The sequence below is a fragment of the Aeromonas sp. AE23HZ002T15 genome, assembly GCF_054165525.2.
This window is the reverse complement of record NZ_CM201342.1, coordinates 1025701-1043625: the sequence shown is the minus strand read 5'-3', so window position 1 is coordinate 1043625 and position 17925 is coordinate 1025701. Positions and strand designations below refer to the sequence as shown.

Annotated in this window: 12 protein-coding genes; all 12 read left to right on the top strand. The window is 48.4% G+C overall.

Annotated features, from left to right (window positions below; translation table 11 throughout):
• The 12 genes from ACT5M9_RS04730 to ACT5M9_RS04675 all read left to right on the top strand — a co-directional run bounded on the left by ACT5M9_RS04730 (position 1) and on the right by ACT5M9_RS04675 (position 17921).
• Entirely contained in the window at positions 1 to 927 is a 927-nt protein-coding gene (locus tag ACT5M9_RS04730) for an NAD-dependent epimerase/dehydratase family protein (protein ID WP_457981337.1), read from the top strand.
• 43 nt (positions 928 to 970) lie between these two features.
• A complete protein-coding gene (locus ACT5M9_RS04725) occupies positions 971 to 2326 on the top strand; it encodes a hypothetical protein (RefSeq protein WP_457981339.1) in 1356 nt (451 codons plus the stop codon).
• A 49-nt stretch (positions 2327 to 2375) separates the two neighbouring features.
• Positions 2376 to 3398, top strand: a complete 1023-nt coding sequence (locus ACT5M9_RS04720; RefSeq protein WP_457981341.1) for a glycosyltransferase family 2 protein — start codon at positions 2376 to 2378, stop codon at positions 3396 to 3398.
• A 1168-nt stretch (positions 3399 to 4566) separates the two neighbouring features.
• Positions 4567 to 5661, top strand: coding sequence for an EpsG family protein (locus ACT5M9_RS04715; protein ID WP_457981343.1), 1095 nt, complete (start codon positions 4567 to 4569; stop codon positions 5659 to 5661).
• Between the two features lie 18 nt (positions 5662 to 5679).
• The gene (locus ACT5M9_RS04710) at positions 5680 to 6735 is read left to right on the top strand and encodes a glycosyltransferase family 4 protein (RefSeq protein WP_457981345.1); all 1056 of its coding nucleotides are present in this window, start codon (positions 5680 to 5682) and stop codon (positions 6733 to 6735) included.
• Between the two features lie 120 nt (positions 6736 to 6855).
• On the top strand, positions 6856 to 7749 hold the full coding sequence (locus tag ACT5M9_RS04705; protein WP_457981346.1) for a glycosyltransferase: 894 nt from the start codon (positions 6856 to 6858) through the stop codon (positions 7747 to 7749).
• Between the two features lie 104 nt (positions 7750 to 7853).
• On the top strand, positions 7854 to 9125 hold the full coding sequence (locus ACT5M9_RS04700; protein WP_457981348.1) for a sugar transferase: 1272 nt from the start codon (positions 7854 to 7856) through the stop codon (positions 9123 to 9125).
• 164 nt (positions 9126 to 9289) lie between these two features.
• Positions 9290 to 10375 (top strand): LPS O-antigen chain length determinant protein WzzB, encoded by a 1086-nt coding sequence (locus tag ACT5M9_RS04695; protein ID WP_457981350.1) that lies wholly within the window; start codon positions 9290 to 9292, stop codon positions 10373 to 10375.
• Between the two features lie 96 nt (positions 10376 to 10471).
• Positions 10472 to 12169, top strand: coding sequence for a PglL family O-oligosaccharyltransferase (locus tag ACT5M9_RS04690; RefSeq protein WP_457981351.1), 1698 nt, complete (start codon positions 10472 to 10474; stop codon positions 12167 to 12169).
• Between the two features lie 193 nt (positions 12170 to 12362).
• Complete coding sequence (locus ACT5M9_RS04685; RefSeq protein WP_457981352.1) at positions 12363 to 12815, top strand: outer membrane lipoprotein; 453 nt, start codon at positions 12363 to 12365, stop codon at positions 12813 to 12815.
• A 222-nt stretch (positions 12816 to 13037) separates the two neighbouring features.
• Positions 13038 to 13706 carry a YceH family protein gene (locus ACT5M9_RS04680; RefSeq protein ID WP_457981353.1) on the top strand — a complete coding sequence of 223 codons (669 nt, stop codon included), beginning with the start codon at positions 13038 to 13040 and terminating at the stop codon, positions 13704 to 13706.
• A 270-nt stretch (positions 13707 to 13976) separates the two neighbouring features.
• The gene (locus tag ACT5M9_RS04675) at positions 13977 to 17921 is read left to right on the top strand and encodes a DEAD/DEAH box helicase (protein WP_457981355.1); all 3945 of its coding nucleotides are present in this window, start codon (positions 13977 to 13979) and stop codon (positions 17919 to 17921) included.
• Positions 17922 to 17925: the final 4 nt, after the last annotated feature.

Here is a 17925-nt window from a genome sequence, read left to right as displayed (position 1 = left end):
ATGAAGATTGCTATATTAGGTGCGACCAGTTTTATTGCCCAAGAGTTAGTTAGAGAGTGGGTTGCTAATAAAAAAAAGGTATATATTCATTTATATGCTAGAAGTGTCGATAACCTTGACAGATTTATTGAAAGAATATCTTCAGATAGAAGGCTATTAACTCCCAAGTTATTATCTAGTTTTCCTGATTCTGAGATGTACGATGTGGTTATAAACTTCATCGGTGTTGGCGACCCTGCTAAAGCCAAAGCTATGTCAGATTGCATAATAGATGTGACATCCCAGTATGATGATATAGTATTAAACTATCTTGATAAAAATCGCCTCTGTAAATATATATTTTTGAGTAGTGGTGCGGCTTATGGTAGTGATTTTTCAATGCCAGCTTCAGTGGATAGAAAAGCAAGCTTTTATATTAATCATTTTCAGGAAAATGAAAAGTATGGGCTTGCAAAATTTATCACAGAAGTAAAACACCGTAATTTACAACATCTATCAATAATCGATGTGAGGGTATTTAATTTTTTCAGTAGAAATCAGGATATATCATCAAAGTTTTTCATTACCGATTTACTGAGATCTATAATTAATTCAACAGTTTGTGATGTCAGCCCAGAACCAATGGTCCGTGATTACCTTCATCCAAGGGATTTTTGTCAGATTATCGATTGTTTGTTATGCGCTGATAATATTAATATGGCTGTTGACTGTTATTCACTATCGCCAGTAGATAAATTAACCCTATTAAATGCATTGCATCAAACCTTTAATTTACAGTGGCGCTTTAAAAGTGAGGCTTCCGTTGTTCATGCGACTGGTATAAAGTGCAATTATTATAGTACTAATCACGAGTTGGAAAAATTTGGCTATCAGCCAAAATACTCATCATTAGATACAATAATTACAGAGTTTAACGAAATATTTTAACGATGTATATTAATTCGCTGGTTTTACCTAGGTTTAATCTATTATGTTGAAGCATTTTTTATTTAAGCTTGGGATAGATAAATCTATTCTTTATGTAATTATAAACCGTGGTTGGGGGGTCATTTCTGGAGTGATCAGTTTATGGTTGATTACGCATTACCTTTCATTAGAGTTACAAGGGTATTATTATACTTTTGCTAGTATTCTCGCTCTTCAAATAATATTTGAGTTAGGCCTTGGTACAGTATTACTTCAATTTGCAAGCCATGAGATGTCAGGGCTGAAATTCATAGATGGTAGTCTCTTTGGAGATAAAGTAAGATTGGATAGATTACTGTCTTTAATTCGATTTTCCATCAAATGGTATAGTATTATTGCTATTGGGATTGTTTCATTCATTATCCCGATAGGAATAAATTTTTTTTCTGCGCAAGGGGACTTTTTATCTGTAAATCTATCGGAAAAATGGGTATTCCCTTGGATGTCTCTTGTTGCCTGCTCGGCATTATCCTTATGGATAACGCCTATATTATCAATCGCAGAGGGGTGTGGTTTTGTTGCTCGCATTGCCAAGTTGAGGTTGATTCAGACATTAATAGGTAGTGTGTTAATGTGGTCTGCGCTGCTGTCTGGCTTTGGTCTATATGCAACAGCCGCATCTTCATTTTCTCTCTTTTTTGTTGGGGTTATCTGGATAAGATTTAACTTTTACAAAGTAATAAGACAGGCATTCGCTCGAGCTGTTGGAACAGTAAACGCTATCTCGTGGAAAACAGAAATATTACCACTACAATGGCGCATTGCAATAAGTTGGTTGTGCGGTTATTTTATATTCAACATGTTTAATCCCGTTGCCTTCAAATATTATGGTGTTGAATTTGCTGGCAAGCTCGGGATGTCTATTACGATAGTCAATCTGATGTTGAATTTATCCCTGTCATGGGTTATGACAAAGGCCCCTCTTTTTGGCAATTATATTGCGCAAGATAAGACAGAAGAACTGAATGCCCTTTATGAAAGCACATTTAAACAGTCAATAATATTTTTATGTTTAGTCATTTTAATGGCTAATATTGTCTTATTTATCTTAAGTAAAACAGGAATGCCAATAGTAGATAGGCTATTATCTCCAGAGCTTTTTATGCTGCTGTGTCTTACTGCTATCGGAAATCATATCGTTGCATGTCAAGCAACCTATGTTAGAGCACATAAAGTAGAGAAGTATCTTCCTAATGCTATATTATCAGCAATTTCGATGTGTACTGGTCTAGGGATTGTCGTGTTATTGAAGCTTCCCGCTGAGGGTATCGTGGTTTCATACTTCATCGCAATCTGGTTCATTTGTACCCCTCACGGAATAATTACATATTTGAAATTTAAATCACCTCGTCGAGATTAATTTTTTAGCTAAAATCCATTTTTAATATTTATATAAAGGCTATAAGAAATTGAATTTAAATGATGTGTATAAAGATACTTGTAATGTAACGATAACAATACCTACATATAATCGGCTAGAGAAGCTAAAAAAACAAGTCGAGCGATTACTCCCCCAGCTATCAAGAAATGATGTAATTATCATTATTGATAATGCAAGCTCTACATATTCGCTGGATGAGTTACAGTATTTGCAAAAAGATAAAAGAATATCGGTTCATAGAAATAATATCAATGTTGGTGCTAATGCTAATATACTGAGATGTTTCGAAAAGGTTCATACGGAATGGATGTGGCTTTTGAGTGATGATGATACTATATTCGATAATTCATTAGATATTATTAAAGAAGAACTGAATAAAAACAACGTTGACTTTATTAATTTCTCTAGTGAGTTGCTGCCAACTTCTAGACGGGATGCTGTTTGTAGAACGCTAAATGAATATTTTGATGCTATCAATTCTGGAATTAGCAATCATTTGCTAATGTCAAATAATGTTTATCGTGTCAGTGCTTTTTTACCTTATTTGTCATTCTCTTATTGGGGTGTATATGTAAATGCACCACATTTGGTTCCGGTATTTGTTTCTTTACAATATGGGTCAAAAATACTATTATCATCACGGTCAATAGTTCATTGGGAAAATAACTCATCAGATGATAGTTGGCAATTTTCTAATTTATATAACTTGTTGTACCTTCCTGATGTAATATCAGATGCTGAGTTAAGAAGGAAAGCAATAAGGAAGATTATGGAAAGCCTTCCTGCACCGGAAAAACTGGTCGCACAACTGTCTTTTTATAAAATATTGCAGGAGGGAAGCAGTGATAGAGTTAGTAGTTATTCTAGACGGATTTTAAAAATTTACACAGAATATGGGAGTGGAGGGGAGAAAGTTAGAGCACATTTATTATCCTGTGCAATTAAATCACCGCACATTTACTTATGGCTACTAAATTGCGTTTTTAAATTTGTAAAAAAGAAATCTATATATCAGTATCTACAAAAAGGAAAGTTTAATTTCTACATTTAATTCTATACACTATCTCTCAGGATATATGGTGGTATTCACCTGAGGGTGGCCCATAAAAGGAAGTGGCCATACGATTTGAAACAGGATAATAGAGCGGTCCTCTACCGTATTATCTAAAGTCATCGTATAGCCACCAATGAGAAAGTTGCACGTTGTGAACCTAGCTTGCTAAAAGCTCGAAAATAGAGCTTAATAACGTCTGTAAAGCCTGCAAGCTCATCAGCTGCATTCGTCAGTTGGTTCAACGACATTTCCGCAACTAATAGACCTATGGGGCCGAGGGTCAACCTTATAAGCTTGTGGTTGTAAACTGGAGGGGGTGATAGATGGAGCTCTTTCTGGGTTAAATAATCTCCCCTCGATTATATGCCATTATCAAGTCACTCACTGCTGACAGCGGATCGAGCAGGTGCTAGGCTCTGCATTGCATCAATGCCAGTGCTGGCGGTGTACGTAGCGTCCCGAGTTGCTTTCCAAGCACAACAGCCTGTTGTGCCTAGAGAAAAAGCCCATCGAGAACAGGCTGTTGAGCTCAATTACGAGCAGATTCGTCTGTTCGAGTGTTTCAGCCTCGAGCTCCGATAGAAGTTCAGGGTCGATACTGTCTTCGCGGGGTTGGCACGGTGTACAGGCTATAGAGTAACGGCTTTACCAAGTGGCTAAATTACATCTTGCTGGGTGAAGGCTCCCATATCAAAATCAAAGGAAGGACGGCATATTGTGAGCCGGTGTTGCGAGTGCAGATAGACCTAAACGGTAATTTGTAATATTACAGCAACTCACGGCCACATCAGAGCCGGATGATAAGGACAAACTCTACTGCATATTTAGGAAGGGTCTGAAATTGATACTGGGGAAATGTGTACTAAAGCAGTGTAAACAAAACTCCGGTTTAAAGCCGGTCTCAGGTGATAGTTATAACTTTAAATCCAGGATGTTTGACATGAAATCCTAATGTATATTAAGTATGGGAATTTTACATTTTATAATGAGAGTTGAAATTATTGATTGTTTTAAGAATATTGTGTTAAATTAAGCATTTTGATTTTCATATACAGTGGTTTATATTATTTAACAGTGAAATCGCTACTAGCTATATGGTCAGTAGCTGCATTCTTCAATGTGACTATTATTTAGCAATGATATTGGTGAAGATATGCCTTTTTATATGATCGCATCCTTCTTATTTGCAGGAGCATTGTTTGAATTTTTTCTTTTTGCAAATAATAAAAAAATATATATAACTCACAGAGTTGGATATACGTTTTTATTTTTATTTCTTATATTTTTTTGTGGCTTTAGAGGGCAAGGGGTAGATCGCGATTACCCTGAGTATCTAAATATATTAAAACAAATACCTCCTTTTCCTGATGTTTTATTTTATGATCTATCGGACGTTCACGGCGATCCAATATTATATTTAATATCATCTATGATAAATGGACTAGGTGCACCAAGCTATTTTCTGTTTTTTACTTTTTCCACATTATCACTAACAATATACTGGCGATGCTTTTTAAAATCATCATCTTTACCTTGGTTGTCTCTATTTATTTATTTTTGTCATTCTTTCTTAAACAAGGAAATGACACAAATAAGAAATGGACTCTCTTCCGCATTCATACTTTTGGCACTATGCTACATTGGTGATAAGAAAAATATTAAGGCATATTTTACATTTCTTTTATCATTCTTAGCTCATTCATCAGGTATTGTCAGCTTTTTGATTGTATTTTATAAACGAGCTACCCGATATAAAAATTCTTTCTATTACTTCGGCTTTGCGTTTTCATTTTTCATGTATTTCACATGGCATTCTATATTTTTGATGTTGCCACAGGATATTTCTATAGTTCAAAAAGTTAATTTATATTTAGCTTGGGACTCTTATAATTACTCATTGTCGTTACTTAACCCAATTCTATTGAGACAAATAGGTTTTTTTATTCTGTTTTTGTATATTAAAGATAAGTATTTTTGGGATGAAAAGTTGAATCCTTTTTTGTTTTCATATTTCCTATCCATATGTTTCTATATAACATTTAATGACATCGCTATTTTAGGGGCTAGGCTTTCCAATATGCTAGCTTGCTCGGAGTACATCCTTGTACCATATTCCATCTCAACTCTTCTGAAGAATAATCGGTTATCCACTGGATTAGCTGTGTTTTTTATTGTTGTAATGTTGAGTGTACTATTGCTATACGTAAATCTTGAAATAAAGAATATATTCTCAGATTATGAAACAGTGCTTGATTTATAAAGGATGGAGATTTAAATAATGATAAAAGTCGCGATGTTAGTGCCTTCGCTTAGAAATGTTGGGCCGATTCGAGTTGCCTATGATCTGATAACCGAGGTTTTACGTAAGCGGTCTCAATATTTTTACTTTGAGATTTTTTATTTTGATCCCGTTGGTGATGTTATTTTTCCTTGTAAATCAACAAAGTTGAATGTTATTAATTTTTATAAATTATATAGTTTTGATATCGTGCATTCACACATGATTAGACCTGACCTTATAAATGCGCTTCTTTTCTTACATAGAGGTAAGAGGCTTTCTACAATCCATAATATTGTGGAAACAGACCTTTTCTATTCTCATGGCAAGACGGTTTCTTTTATTTTTAGTCGAGCATGGAAATATGTATGGATGTTGCTCGATAAGAAGGTTGTCCTTACTGATGTTGCGAAAGAGTATTATATAAAAAAATTCTCTTTTCCTTCTCAGAGTGTTCATGTGGTGAACAATGGTGTTGAGCAAATAAAAAAACCTGATAGTTTTGATCCCGAGATATTCGATGTTGTTACATCTTTTAAGCGGAAAGGCTACAGTGTTTTAGGTTCAGTGGCTTTGTTTAATGACAGAAAGGGATTGGAGCAGGTAATAGAGCTATTGGCAATAGAACGAGAGTTTTCTTATATAGTGATTGGTGACGGCCCATCATTAGATAAGCTGAAAAACAAAGCTAAGCAACTAGGCGTATCTGATAGGGTATTTTTTTCTGGATTCAAAAATGACGGTAAAAAAAACATTTTCTTGTTTGATTGTTATGTGATGCCAAGCCGTGAAGAAGGCTTTCCATTAGCATTGACCGAAGCAATAAGCACCGGTGTCGTTACGGTTTGCTCCGATATAGCCGTTTTTAAGGAGATCTTAGATGTTAAATCAACATCTTATTTCCAATTAGACAACATAGAGTCAATGGCGAGTGCTGTACATTACGCTCTTAATAATATGACTGCTATTTCTCATCATGCAATGTCAAAATATCTGCAAGGATATACCAGGGAGATAATGGCTGAGCATTATGTGAAAATATATAATGAAATATAATACATTCCTATTTTAATGTTTTAATGTTTTAATGTTTTAATGTTTTAATGTTTTAATGTTTTAATGTTTTAATGTTTTAATGTTTTAATGTTTTAATGTTTTAATATATAGAGATGAAAGATGAATAAGAAAGTCGCGGTGTTATTGGCTGCATATAATGGGATTGCGTGGATCAAAGAGCAAATAGAAACTATTCTTGCGCAAATTGATGTTGATGTCAGTATTTATATAAGTGTAGATGCATCTACTGATGGAACATATATGTACTGTTTATCTCTTTCGCATAGTTATGACAATATTTATGTTCTTCCATATGGTGAAAAATTTGGTGGTGCTGGTAGAAATTTCTATCGCCTAATAAAGGATGTTGACTTTACAGGATTTGATTATATAGCATTCAGTGATCAAGATGATATCTGGTATAAAGATAAATTATCCAATGCCATAAAGACATTGCAATATTACGATTGCTACTCTTCAAATGTTACTGCAATTTGGGCGGATGGCCGTGAAGTTTTGATTAATAAAGCACAACCTCAGCAGTGCTGGGATTATTTATTTGAAGCCGCGGGGCCAGGGTGTACTTATGTTTTCAGGCGAGAGTTTGGTATTGTCTTCCAAGAGTGGTTAATAAGTCATCACGAAAAAATAGCAAGAAACGTATCTTTACATGATTGGCTGATATATGCGTTTGCTAGGCATAATAACTATAGTTGGTATATAGATCCAAATCCTAGCATGCAATATCGTCAGCATCAGAATAATCAGGTAGGTACTAATAATAATTTTTTGGCAGCCAAAAAAAGATTTCGATTGATTAAAAATAAGTGGTATAGAAATCAAATTATTAGTATCGCATCCCTATTGGGCCTAAAAGATACTCCGGTTGTAAAAAGTGGATTGATGAATGGTTATTTTGGCAATCTATATTTTTTGATTAACCTGAATAAATTAAGACGTAGAACTCGGGACAAACTAGCTTTGGCTATTTTTTTATTTTTGAATGTTTTTTAATTTAATGTGCATTGTTGTATTTTTAGGAAGCATTTATAGGTGTTTCACAAGTTTAATTTGGTTGGCGAAAAGCCTATTGAAATAAATTAAGCTAAGAGGTTTCTGTGAGTTATCAACGTCGTCACTCACGCTGGTATGAGCGTGCTTTATTTAACCCTATTGTTTTATTGCTTGCCGGAATATTTGTCTCCGTTTTAGCTCCTGCACTGGATCGTTGGGGATGGGAGTTCTGGTTATATTTAGACTCAGCTCGTATTAATACGTTAGTCGGGGTGTTCATTACATTTTTATTGATAGAGGTCGTGCTATATCGTTTTCTACGCTATCCTGGCGCCAGTTCGGCAGCATTTATGCTCCCCACGGTAACTGCGATGTATGGATTATTAGTTGGTGCGCTGCTTTTTACTCGCCTCGACTATAGTCGTCAAATGATCTTTGAGTCGTATTTTCTGACGATATTAGGTTGCTGGGTGGCTTATTTTATTGGTCGTCGTTATCGGCGCTTAAAGTATGCGGTCATTCCAGTCGGTGAATATAAGGCGTTAATGCATATTGAAGGTGTAGAGTGGCGTAAGCTGGACAAACCTGATATGGGCGGGATCAGGTATGATGCGGTCGTCGCTGACTTAAGAGATCCTGCATTGGAAGGTGATTGGGAGCGTTTTCTGGCGCGTTGTGCTCTCTCTCATATCCCCGTTTACCATATCAAGCAGGCGTACGAATCATTGACTGGCCGTGTAAAAGTGGATCATTTGCATGAGAACCAATTGGGTTCTTTATTGCCGTCACCACTTTACTCTTGTGTAAAACGCCTACTAGATCTATTAGCTGCATTGATCGCCATTCCATTAGTTTTTCCTATTATGCTTATTACCGCTATTCTGATTAAGCTGGAAAGTCCGGGGCCAGTGATGTTTTTACAAAATCGGGTAGGAAAGGGAAATAAGGACTTCTGTATCTATAAATTCCGCAGCATGTGCAGAGACTCAGAGGAGGCTGGCGCGCAGTTTGCTCAAGCAGGAGATATGCGTGTGACCCGGGTAGGTAAAATAATTCGAAAACTTCGTATTGATGAGCTACCTCAGTTCTTCAATGTGCTGAAAGGGGACATGAGTCTTATTGGTCCAAGGCCTGAGCAACGTACCTTTGTGGATCAGTTCGAGCAAGAGATTCCCTTCTATATGTATCGCCATATAGTGCGGCCAGGGATAAGTGGTTGGGCACAGGTTGTACATGGTTATGCCGCTGATACTGATGATACGCGTATCAAAATCGAGCACGATTTTTATTACATCAAGCATTTTTCACTTTGGTTGGATGTTTTAATAGTTTTTAAAACCATTCGTACTATTTTGACTGGTTTTGGTGCCCGTTAAAATTATTTTATGATATGAGTCATACTGCTATAACGAGAGCAGCTCACTATAAAACTATTAATAATCTACTTTAAATCATCTTTAATGAATTACCTAAATATTTTTGGTGAAAAACAATACATTTTCTTATTGTTTTTCGAGCTGATTAGGAGGTGAGTATTGTTATGGCTAATAAAAATATAACATCAAGTGCTGATTCTAATTTGCCACAAAACTGGTGTGCTGCTTCTAATGAAATTGATATGCGCGAATTAGTTATGGTGTTATGGAAAGGGAAATTGGTGATCCTAACATTTACCTGCTTTTTTGCTGTATTGGGAATCACTTATACCCTGTTGGCGCGTCAGGTTTGGACCAGCCAAGCATTAGTGAGTGAGCCAACAGTGACTCAGGTTGCCAGTTTACAACTTAATCTAGACCAGTTTCGGGCTGCTGGTGGAGGTGAAGGGGCAGATCTTTCTACTTTACAGCGTCCTGCACTATATCAAGGGTTTATTTCTGCGTTCAACGCAATGAACAATAAGCGAATGTTTCTAACTACAGAAGGTATTTTTGTTGATGAAATGAAGCGAGCGAATACTTCAGATCGCCGTGATGAGCGGGCATTAATGAACAAACTAGCTGAAGGTATCTCTGCCAAGTTAATGGATAAAACCAGTACCGATATCACTCTTAGCTTTTCAGCTGAGACGGCTGAGGAAGCTCAGCAGCGGTTGGTGAACTACATCGCTTTCATTCAGAAGGGGCAAGTTGAGCAGAAAAACGCCGAGCTAAAATCTATCTGGCAGAACCGTATCAACACCCTGACGACTCAGTATGCGAACATCAAGGCGGATACAATTCAGGACCGCCTTGATATGATCCGCAGAACTCAATATAGCCTGCGTATCAGTGAGGCGGCCGGTGTTGAGAGACCCCTTGAAAACTTGAACACTAAGGATGTTTTCAATATCGATCTGGGTAGCAAGGCTCTGGCTGAAAAATTGAAGATTCTGGAAGAGATGAAAAATCCAGAGCTGCTCAATCCGACGCTGGGTAAGATCCGCCTCCAGCTTGGTAGCCTGAAAGCGCTGGATCTCAAGGATGCCTCCTTCGAATCCTTCTACACCATCGACTCTCCTGAAGAACCGGTGAACCGTGACAAGCCCAAGCGCCCCCTGATTATGGTGCTGGCTACCCTGCTGGGTGGCATGCTGGGGGTTGGCATAGTGTTGGTTCGCCATGCGTTTCGCAAACCGGAACAGGTATAGTATCTACCCATGAGCAAGAGGGGGGCATTAGCCCCCTTTTTTGTTTTTTGGGCGCAAGATGGTGGCAGAAACAATGGGTGTGAGGAACCAGGGATGATGACAAAGTCTTTTGGGATGATAAGTGCGCTTTATTGGCTGCTCGGCATGCATTTCTTTATGCACAACCCTGGTGGCTCAGGGCTTTATCTGCCGTTCAATGCCTGGGGCTGGATCTTTGCGAGCCTGGCGATGGGGCTCGGGTTCTGGCAGGTCACCTTGCGCCAACAATTGGTCGTGTCTCCACTGCAGATTGGGTTCTGGCTCGGGGGTATGTTGTTGCTGCTGCCCATGGCTTACCCTGGCTTCGAGCTCAAGGATTACGCCATTCCCCGGCTGCTGGGTCTCTTTGCCGGCCTGCTGTTTCTGAGTTGTCTCTATCAATGGCAATGGGATCGTCAAGAACGGGGCAAGCTGCTTTATCTGTTGCTGGGAGCCGTTGCCATTGAGGCTGTTCTCGGCCTGGTGCAGTTCTATCTGCTGACGCCAGGCAACTGGTTGGGATACGACACCCGTGCCAACCGCCCCTACGGCATCTTCCAGCAACCCAATGTGATGGCGAGCTTTATGGCGACCGGCTTGTCGCTGGCGGTCTGGCTCGAGCTGAGAGGCAGTGCCAACCCCTGGCTCAGGGGGCTGCGTTATGGGGTGATCCTAACGGCCTCAGTGCTGCTGGTCGTGCTGCAATCCCGAGGCGGCCAGCTTGGTGGCTTGCTGGCCCTGCTGTTGCTGGTGCCGCAGTTGAAACGCCAGCGGCAACTTGGGCGTATCCTTGGATTGGTTGGGTTGGGCATCGCCCTGGGCCTCGTCTCCCTATATGGCATGGCGGGGGCAAAGCGGGGTCTGGATATCTACCAGTCCGGCGGCATGCGCTCCATCTACTGGCCTTATGCCGCCAAGCTGATTACCGAGTCCCCCTGGACGGGCTGGGGCTATGGCAGCTTCGAGCCGGTGTTTCTTGAACACTATATGGCCGACAAGGCGCTCGACCCGACTATGGTGCAGATCGAATACAACCTGGATCACCCCCACAACGAGTTCCTCTATTGGGCGGTGGAGGGAGGGCTGGCCCCCATGCTCGGCATGGTGCTGATGGGGGGGGCTCTGCTGTGGCGGTTGAGCCGAGCGGGCTGGGTCAAGGGGGCCGCGCTGCTGGCGCTGGTGACCCCCATCTTGTTGCACAGCCAGACCGAGTATCCCTTCTACCATGCCATCGCCCTCTGGTGGGCCCTGCTGCTGCTCATCTATGTGGTGGATGCCGAGGTGGAGGAGGGGAGTCAGGTCAGCTGGCGGGAATATGTCTATCGTCCCTGGCTGCTGCTGCGTTTCGCGGCCATAGCGATCCCCCTGGTAGTGGTGCCCTTCATGCTGACCGCTATCCATACCGCCTGGGTGGTGACCAAGTATGAGCGCGGCGGTTACAAGGATCCGACCCTGCTGCTGGAGGTGGTCAACCCCATGGCCTGGCTGACCCGGGTAGAGTTCGACGTCAACGCGGTGCGCTTGATGGTGGGACTGCAGACGAACAACAAGGCCGAGCTGGAGGCTTACCTCGACTGGGGCAAGGAGTTCGTGCGCCATACCCCGCGGGCCAACATCTACGCCAACATGGTGATCGCCCTCAATGCCCTGGGTCGCCCGGAGGAGGCCAATCGGCTGCGGACCCAGGCCCTGGTGCTCTATCCGGGTGAGCCCTTGCTCACCGCCTCGGCGGCCAAATCGGTCGCCGCGACCCTGGAGCGCAAGCCTTCTTCCTGATGGCTGGACGGTTCTGCACTCTTTCATAACGGCCGCTCTGCGGCCGTTATCATTTCCATGTCAGGCAAGCTTGCAGTCAGCTTTGGCGGTGTAGTCTCGTTGGAAAATGGCAAAAACTATCGATTATCTACCAGCCACTCATCAACCAGTCGCCCGGAGCTCTGGGCACTCATTCGCCATCGGAGTCTATATCGTGAAGAAAGTGGAACTCATCGCCGCCAGTCTGCTTATCCTGACCACCTCATCCGCCATGGCTGGGACCAGCGCCCAGGTCGAATACGGCACGGTACAGGAGAGTCATCTCATCACCCAGACCACTGAGCCTTCCCATCAAGGGGCCAGACCCCTTCGTACCATAGGGGCCGCGGCTCTCGGCGCGGCCGTCGGCAACCAGTTCGGCGGCGGCTCGGGTCAGACCATAGCCACCGTCACCGGCGCGGTGGCGGGTGCCGAGGTTTCCCGCCGGCGCCAGAGCAGCCATGGCCAGTCCGAGTCGACCCAATCGGTGGAGCTGCAGATCAAGACGGACGGGGGCAAGGTGCTCAGCATAGTGCAGGCGAGCGATCCCAGGCTCAGCTTCACCAAGGGGGACAGGGTGCGCATCCTGACCTCGGGCTCTGACACCAGCGTCGACAAGTCTCTCTAAGCGCCATGATCCTATCGCAATGATCGCTGGGCCCGGGCCGGGACACTGAGCCGTCGGCCTTGGAGTGCCTAGCTTCAGGGCTCTAGTGACTCTGATTTTGACCCATCGCTGTGCGATGTTTCATCAACTGTTTCCCCTGGTCGCAAAATTGCGGTTCAGGGCTGGACGCTGTGTACGCCTTGGTTAAGATGAGTCTCTTAACGTTTGGCAAGGGAGGTTGAAATGGAGTTAGTGCTAGGCCCGCTGGAGGCCCGGGTGATCGGCTGTCTGATAGAGAAAGAGATCTGCACGCCGGATCAGTATCCCCTCTCCCTCAACGCGCTGGTCAACGCCTGCAACCAGAAGAGCAATCGCGAGCCCGTGCTGGATCTCGCCGAGCTGGACATTCGCGCCGTGATCGACGAGCTGATCCGCCGTCGCCTGGTGGTCAACACCGCCGGCTTCAATGCGCGGGTGCCGCGCTATCAGCACCGCTTCTGCAACACCGAGTTCGGTGAGCTCAAATTCACGGCCCAGGAGCTCGGCATCATCTGCGAGCTGCTGCTGCGGGGTCCCCAGACGCCGGGTGAGCTGCGCTCGCGCACCAACCGCCTGTGCAGTTTCGACGATGTGACCCAGGTGGATGCCGTGTTGGCCGGCCTCGCCGAGCGGGGCCCCTATGTGGTCAAGTTGCCCCGGGAGCCGGGCAAGCGGGAGTCCCGTTACGCTCACCTGTTCAGCGGGGAGATCGATCTGCAGGCGCTGGCACAGGCTGCGCCCGCCAGCGGCTATGCCGCCGCGTCTGCGAGTGGCCATGACGCCGATCGCCTGAGTCAGCTCGAGGAGGAGGTGGAGAGCCTCAAGACGCGGCTGCTGGCCCTGGAGTCCCGCTTGGCACAGCTGGAAGGCTGAAATCCGTTGATGGCTTGCAAGAAGGCGCTTTGGCGCCTTTTTTATTGCGCCGGTTTATTGCTTGATGGCGGCATCCATCGATCGTCGCCAACGTCTGCCATCTCACCGCCTTCCTGCCTATTTTCCCCCGTTTGTTGCCGATCCTTGCCACATTTCCCCTGCCGGGTTTTATGAGGCAGTCCGCTTTTTTTGTACTAATTCGTGCTTAAGGGTCGAGCCGTCGCCCCTTTCTCGGTAAAATTCCGCCTTTGCACCAGCCCACGAGTCCTGATGTCAGCCTTCACCCTCTCTTCGGATTGCTATGCCCTGCTCAGCGAGCTGCAGTTGCAGCGCGCCGCCAGCCCCCGCTATCTGCTCGACGCCTTGCAGGCATCGAGGTCAAGGTCCCAGTCCCCCGGACTGCTGGCCGAGGAACTGGCGCAGTTGCAGCAGCAGGGGTTGGTGCGCCTGCGGGGAGAGCAGCAGTGGAGCCTGACGGCCGAGGGGACGCTGGCGTTGATCTTGGGGGTGCGCGGCGGTCATTGCCCCATGCCGGACTGGTCCCGGGTACCCTCCGTCACCGGTCAGGAGATGGCGCAATCCCTGGTGCGCGAGCTCTGTCTGGGGGAGGCGGGCCAGATCCCCGCCTACTACCAGAGTGCCGAGCTGCTGAGCCTGCTGGACTTGCCCGATGCCCATCGCCTGCTGCCGGGGGCCAGCCCCGCCTGGCAGCGACTCTTGCTGGACCACTTCGCCCTGCAAGCCCTGCTGGATGCCGAGCCCGAGGCCCGCTGGCCGCTGGCAGAGGTCGCCGCCGCCTGTGCGGCCCCTCTGTCTGCGCGAGTCCTGGCGCTGTCTGCCGAATGGCAATGGCTCTGTGGCTCGGATGAGGCAAGGGGCGAGGCTGCCACGCACTGGCCGGCGCTGCAGCGGCTGGCGGAGCAGGCCGATGAGCAACCCCTGGGGGAGCGTCTGCTCGGGGCCCTGGCGCAATCGAAGGAGGGGCGGCAGGCCGATGGGGATCGCCCCGCCTGGCCCCCCATGTTCAGCACCCTGCTCTGGCTTGGCTGGCTGCAGCAGGCCGATCCCGTGCTCGCCAGCGAGCAGCGCAAGCAGTGGCAGCGCAGCCTCGGCCAGCCGGGTTCGCGCAACGGTTTCCCGCTGCTCGGCGATCTGCTGGGGCAGTGGGCCGGCGATCGCCACGGTCAGGCGGTCGGCCTGTTCGATACCCTGCAACTGCCCCTCGAGGAGCTGCACTGGGGCTATCTCTGGCTCGATCTCTGCGCCCTCGCGCGCCACGGGGAGCAGAGCCCCCAGGTGGCCATACTGCACAAGTGGGATCTCTCCCACCTGCTGGAGGCCGAGCCCCGCCATCGGTTGATGGGTTTTTGCCAGGATCTGCTGCGCAGCTTGCTGGGGCAGGGGGCGCAGCGCCTCCCCCTCAATCAGTTGCAGGTCGCTGCGGCGGGGCAGGGCAGTGAAGATCCGGAGGATGACAAGGCGCCCGCCTCCGCCAGCTGGTTGAACTGGCTGCAGGGCCTTGGGCGCTCCAGCGGCGTGCGCAAGGCGCAGGAGCGGCTGGTGTGGCTGCTCCACGCCGAGGGGCCTGAGCTCGAGTGCAAGATCCAGAAGCAGAGCACCAAGGGGGAGTGGACCGCCGGTCGGCGAGTGGATCCGGCCCTGCTCTCCACCCAGTATGCGGCCCTGCTGGACGAGGCCGACTGGGCGCTGGTACGCACCCTGCCGCGTACCCTCGGCAAGTTGCCGCGGGAGGCCTGGGCCCCCCTTGCCGAACATCCCCGCCTGTTCAACGCCAAGGGACAGAAACTGCAACTGGCCATCAGCGCCCCCCTGTTGCAGATCGTGCCGGACGAGAGTCAGAGCGACCCTCAGGCTTTGGAACAAATAGCTCATGTCTCGGAGCATGCTGCCCAGATGCCGGGTATGCGCGTCCTGCTAAACCCCCAGGCGGCGGCCCGTGGGGCCCATATAGTGCCGTTGGCGCAGGATCTGTGGCAGCTTATTCTGACGCCGCAAGCCTTGCTGGACAGACTGCCTGCCCTGGCCGCTATTCCCCCCTTGCCCGAAGCCGGATTGGCGGAGTTGCAACGCACCCTGGATGCCATCCCGGATCTCCCTTGGCACAGTCAGGTGGCGGGTCTGCACGGCAATGCCGAGCTCAGCCCCTGGCCGGGGGTGGCCTCGGTGCAGCTGGATTGGCAGGATGGCCAGCTGGTGGTCCAGCTGGTGACCCGGGAAGGGGATTTGCCCCCCCTGCCTCTCGGCAAGGGGGAGGCCATCGTCCGGCAGGGGATGAAGGCGTACCAATATTGGCAGCGGGATCTGGCGGCGGAGAAGGAAGAGGCCCAGCGGCTGCGGAACCAGTTGCCCATCGGGTTGCCGGGCAACGAGTGGAAGCTGGAGGGGGAGCAGGCACTGACCCTGGTCAACGCCCTGCCCGAGCTGGTGGACGCCGGAGTGGTCATTCACTGGCACCAGGACAGCGCACGCCTCAAAAGCTTGGACGAGGCGGCCCTGAGCCTTCGCATCGAGCGGCGCCAGGACTGGTTCCAGGTGGAGGGGGCCCTGGCCCTGGACGAGCACCAGATCCTCGACCTTCGCCTCATCCTGCGCCAGCTCACCCCGGGCCAGCGCACCGTCCAGCTCGACGACAAGACCAGCTTGATGTTGACCGACAAGCTGGTGGAGCGCCTCACCATGCTGGGGGCCATGCTGGACACGGATCAGCGTATCAACAACAAGCTGGCCTACCCCCTGGCCCGTTTGCTGTCGGCGGTGACTACGGCGGGGGATGATGCCTGGCAGTCCCTCCAGCAGGAGTGGCAGCAGGAGGTGGAGTGTCCGCTTGAGCTGTTGATTGCGCTGCGGGATTACCAGAAGGAGGGGGTGCGCTGGATGGCGACCCTGGCCCACCACGGCTTCGGCGCCTGCCTGGCGGACGACATGGGCCTTGGCAAGACGCTGCAGGCCCTGATCCTGCTGCGCATGCGCCAGCATCTGGGCCCAGCCCTGGTGGTGGTGCCCAAGTCAGTAGTCACCAACTGGCAGGAGGAGGTGGCCCGCTTCGCCCCCGAGCTGGAGGTGGTCATCTTCGAGAACCCGGCCGAGCGGGAGGCATTGATCCAGGAGGCCAGACCCGGCCAGATCATCCTGGTCAACTACGGCATGCTCGGCAGCCTCTCCCAGGCCCTCAAGTCTCGCCACTGGGCGAGCATGGTGCTGGATGAGGCGCAGCAGATCAAAAATGCCGGTACCCAGCGCGCCAAGCTGCTGTTCCAGCTCGACGGCGATTTTCGCCTCGCCCTCTCCGGCACCCCCATCGAGAACCACCTCGGCGAGCTGTGGAGTCTCTTCACCTTCATCAACCCGGGCCTGCTCGGCAGCCTGGGGGAGTTCAAGCGCCGCTTCGGCAAGGCGGTCAAGGATCCCCGCCACATGGCGCTGCTGCGGGCGGTGATCAGCCCCTTCATCCTGCGCCGCCTCAAGCAGCAGGTGCTGACCGAGTTGCCTGACAAGACGGAGATCATCCACCACATCAGCCTCTCCCCGGAGGAGCGCCAGCTCTACGAGGCGACGAGGCGGGAGGTGGTGCAGCAGGTGCAAAGCGCCGATGGCCGCGCCCTGATGCACGTGCTGAGCGGCCTGACCCGGCTGCGCCGGCTCTGCTGTTCCCCCCAGCTGGTGATGCCGGAATGGGATCAGACCAGCAGCAAGCTGGACGAGGCCATGAACCTGTTGGAGGAGGCCATCGACGGCGGCCACCGGGTGCTGGTGTTCAGCCAGTTCGTGGATCTCCTGAGCCTGCTGCGCGCGCGTATCGAACAGAAGCAGTGGGACTACTGCTATCTGGATGGCGGCTGCTCCGCCAAGTCCCGCCAGGAGTCCATATTGCGGTTCCGCCACGAGCCGGTGCCCCTGTTCCTCATCAGCCTCAAGGCGGGGGGCACCGGCCTTAACCTGACCCAGGCCGATACGGTGCTGCACCTGGATCCCTGGTGGAACCCCGCGGTGGAGGATCAGGCGAGCGATCGAGCCCACCGCATGGGGCAGACCCAGCCGGTGACCGTCTATCGCCTGGTGTGCGAGCAGACGGTGGAGGAGAAGATCGTGGCCCTGCACGACGAGAAGCGGGCGCTGGCCGACGGCCTGTTGAGCGGCCAGTCCGAGGTGAAGGGGCTGGATGTGGAGAGCCTGCGGGCCCTGCTGATGAGCTGAGAGC

Bases quoted from the DNA above. Each gene is read 5' to 3' on its own strand.
- ACT5M9_RS04730 (WP_457981337.1), top strand. From the start codon at position 1: ATGAAGATTGCTATATTAGGTGCGACCAGTTTTATTGCCCAAGAGTTA.
- ACT5M9_RS04725 (WP_457981339.1), top strand. From the start codon at position 971: ATGTTGAAGCATTTTTTATTTAAGCTTGGGATAGATAAATCTATTCTT.
- ACT5M9_RS04715 (WP_457981343.1), top strand. From the start codon at position 4,567: ATGATCGCATCCTTCTTATTTGCAGGAGCATTGTTTGAATTTTTTCTT.
- ACT5M9_RS04710 (WP_457981345.1), top strand. From the start codon at position 5,680: ATGATAAAAGTCGCGATGTTAGTGCCTTCGCTTAGAAATGTTGGGCCG.
- ACT5M9_RS04705 (WP_457981346.1), top strand. From the start codon at position 6,856: ATGAATAAGAAAGTCGCGGTGTTATTGGCTGCATATAATGGGATTGCG.
- ACT5M9_RS04695 (WP_457981350.1), top strand. From the start codon at position 9,290: ATGGCTAATAAAAATATAACATCAAGTGCTGATTCTAATTTGCCACAA.
- ACT5M9_RS04690 (WP_457981351.1), top strand. From the start codon at position 10,472: ATGACAAAGTCTTTTGGGATGATAAGTGCGCTTTATTGGCTGCTCGGC.
- ACT5M9_RS04680 (WP_457981353.1), top strand. From the start codon at position 13,038: ATGGAGTTAGTGCTAGGCCCGCTGGAGGCCCGGGTGATCGGCTGTCTG.
- ACT5M9_RS04675 (WP_457981355.1), top strand. From the start codon at position 13,977: ATGTCAGCCTTCACCCTCTCTTCGGATTGCTATGCCCTGCTCAGCGAG.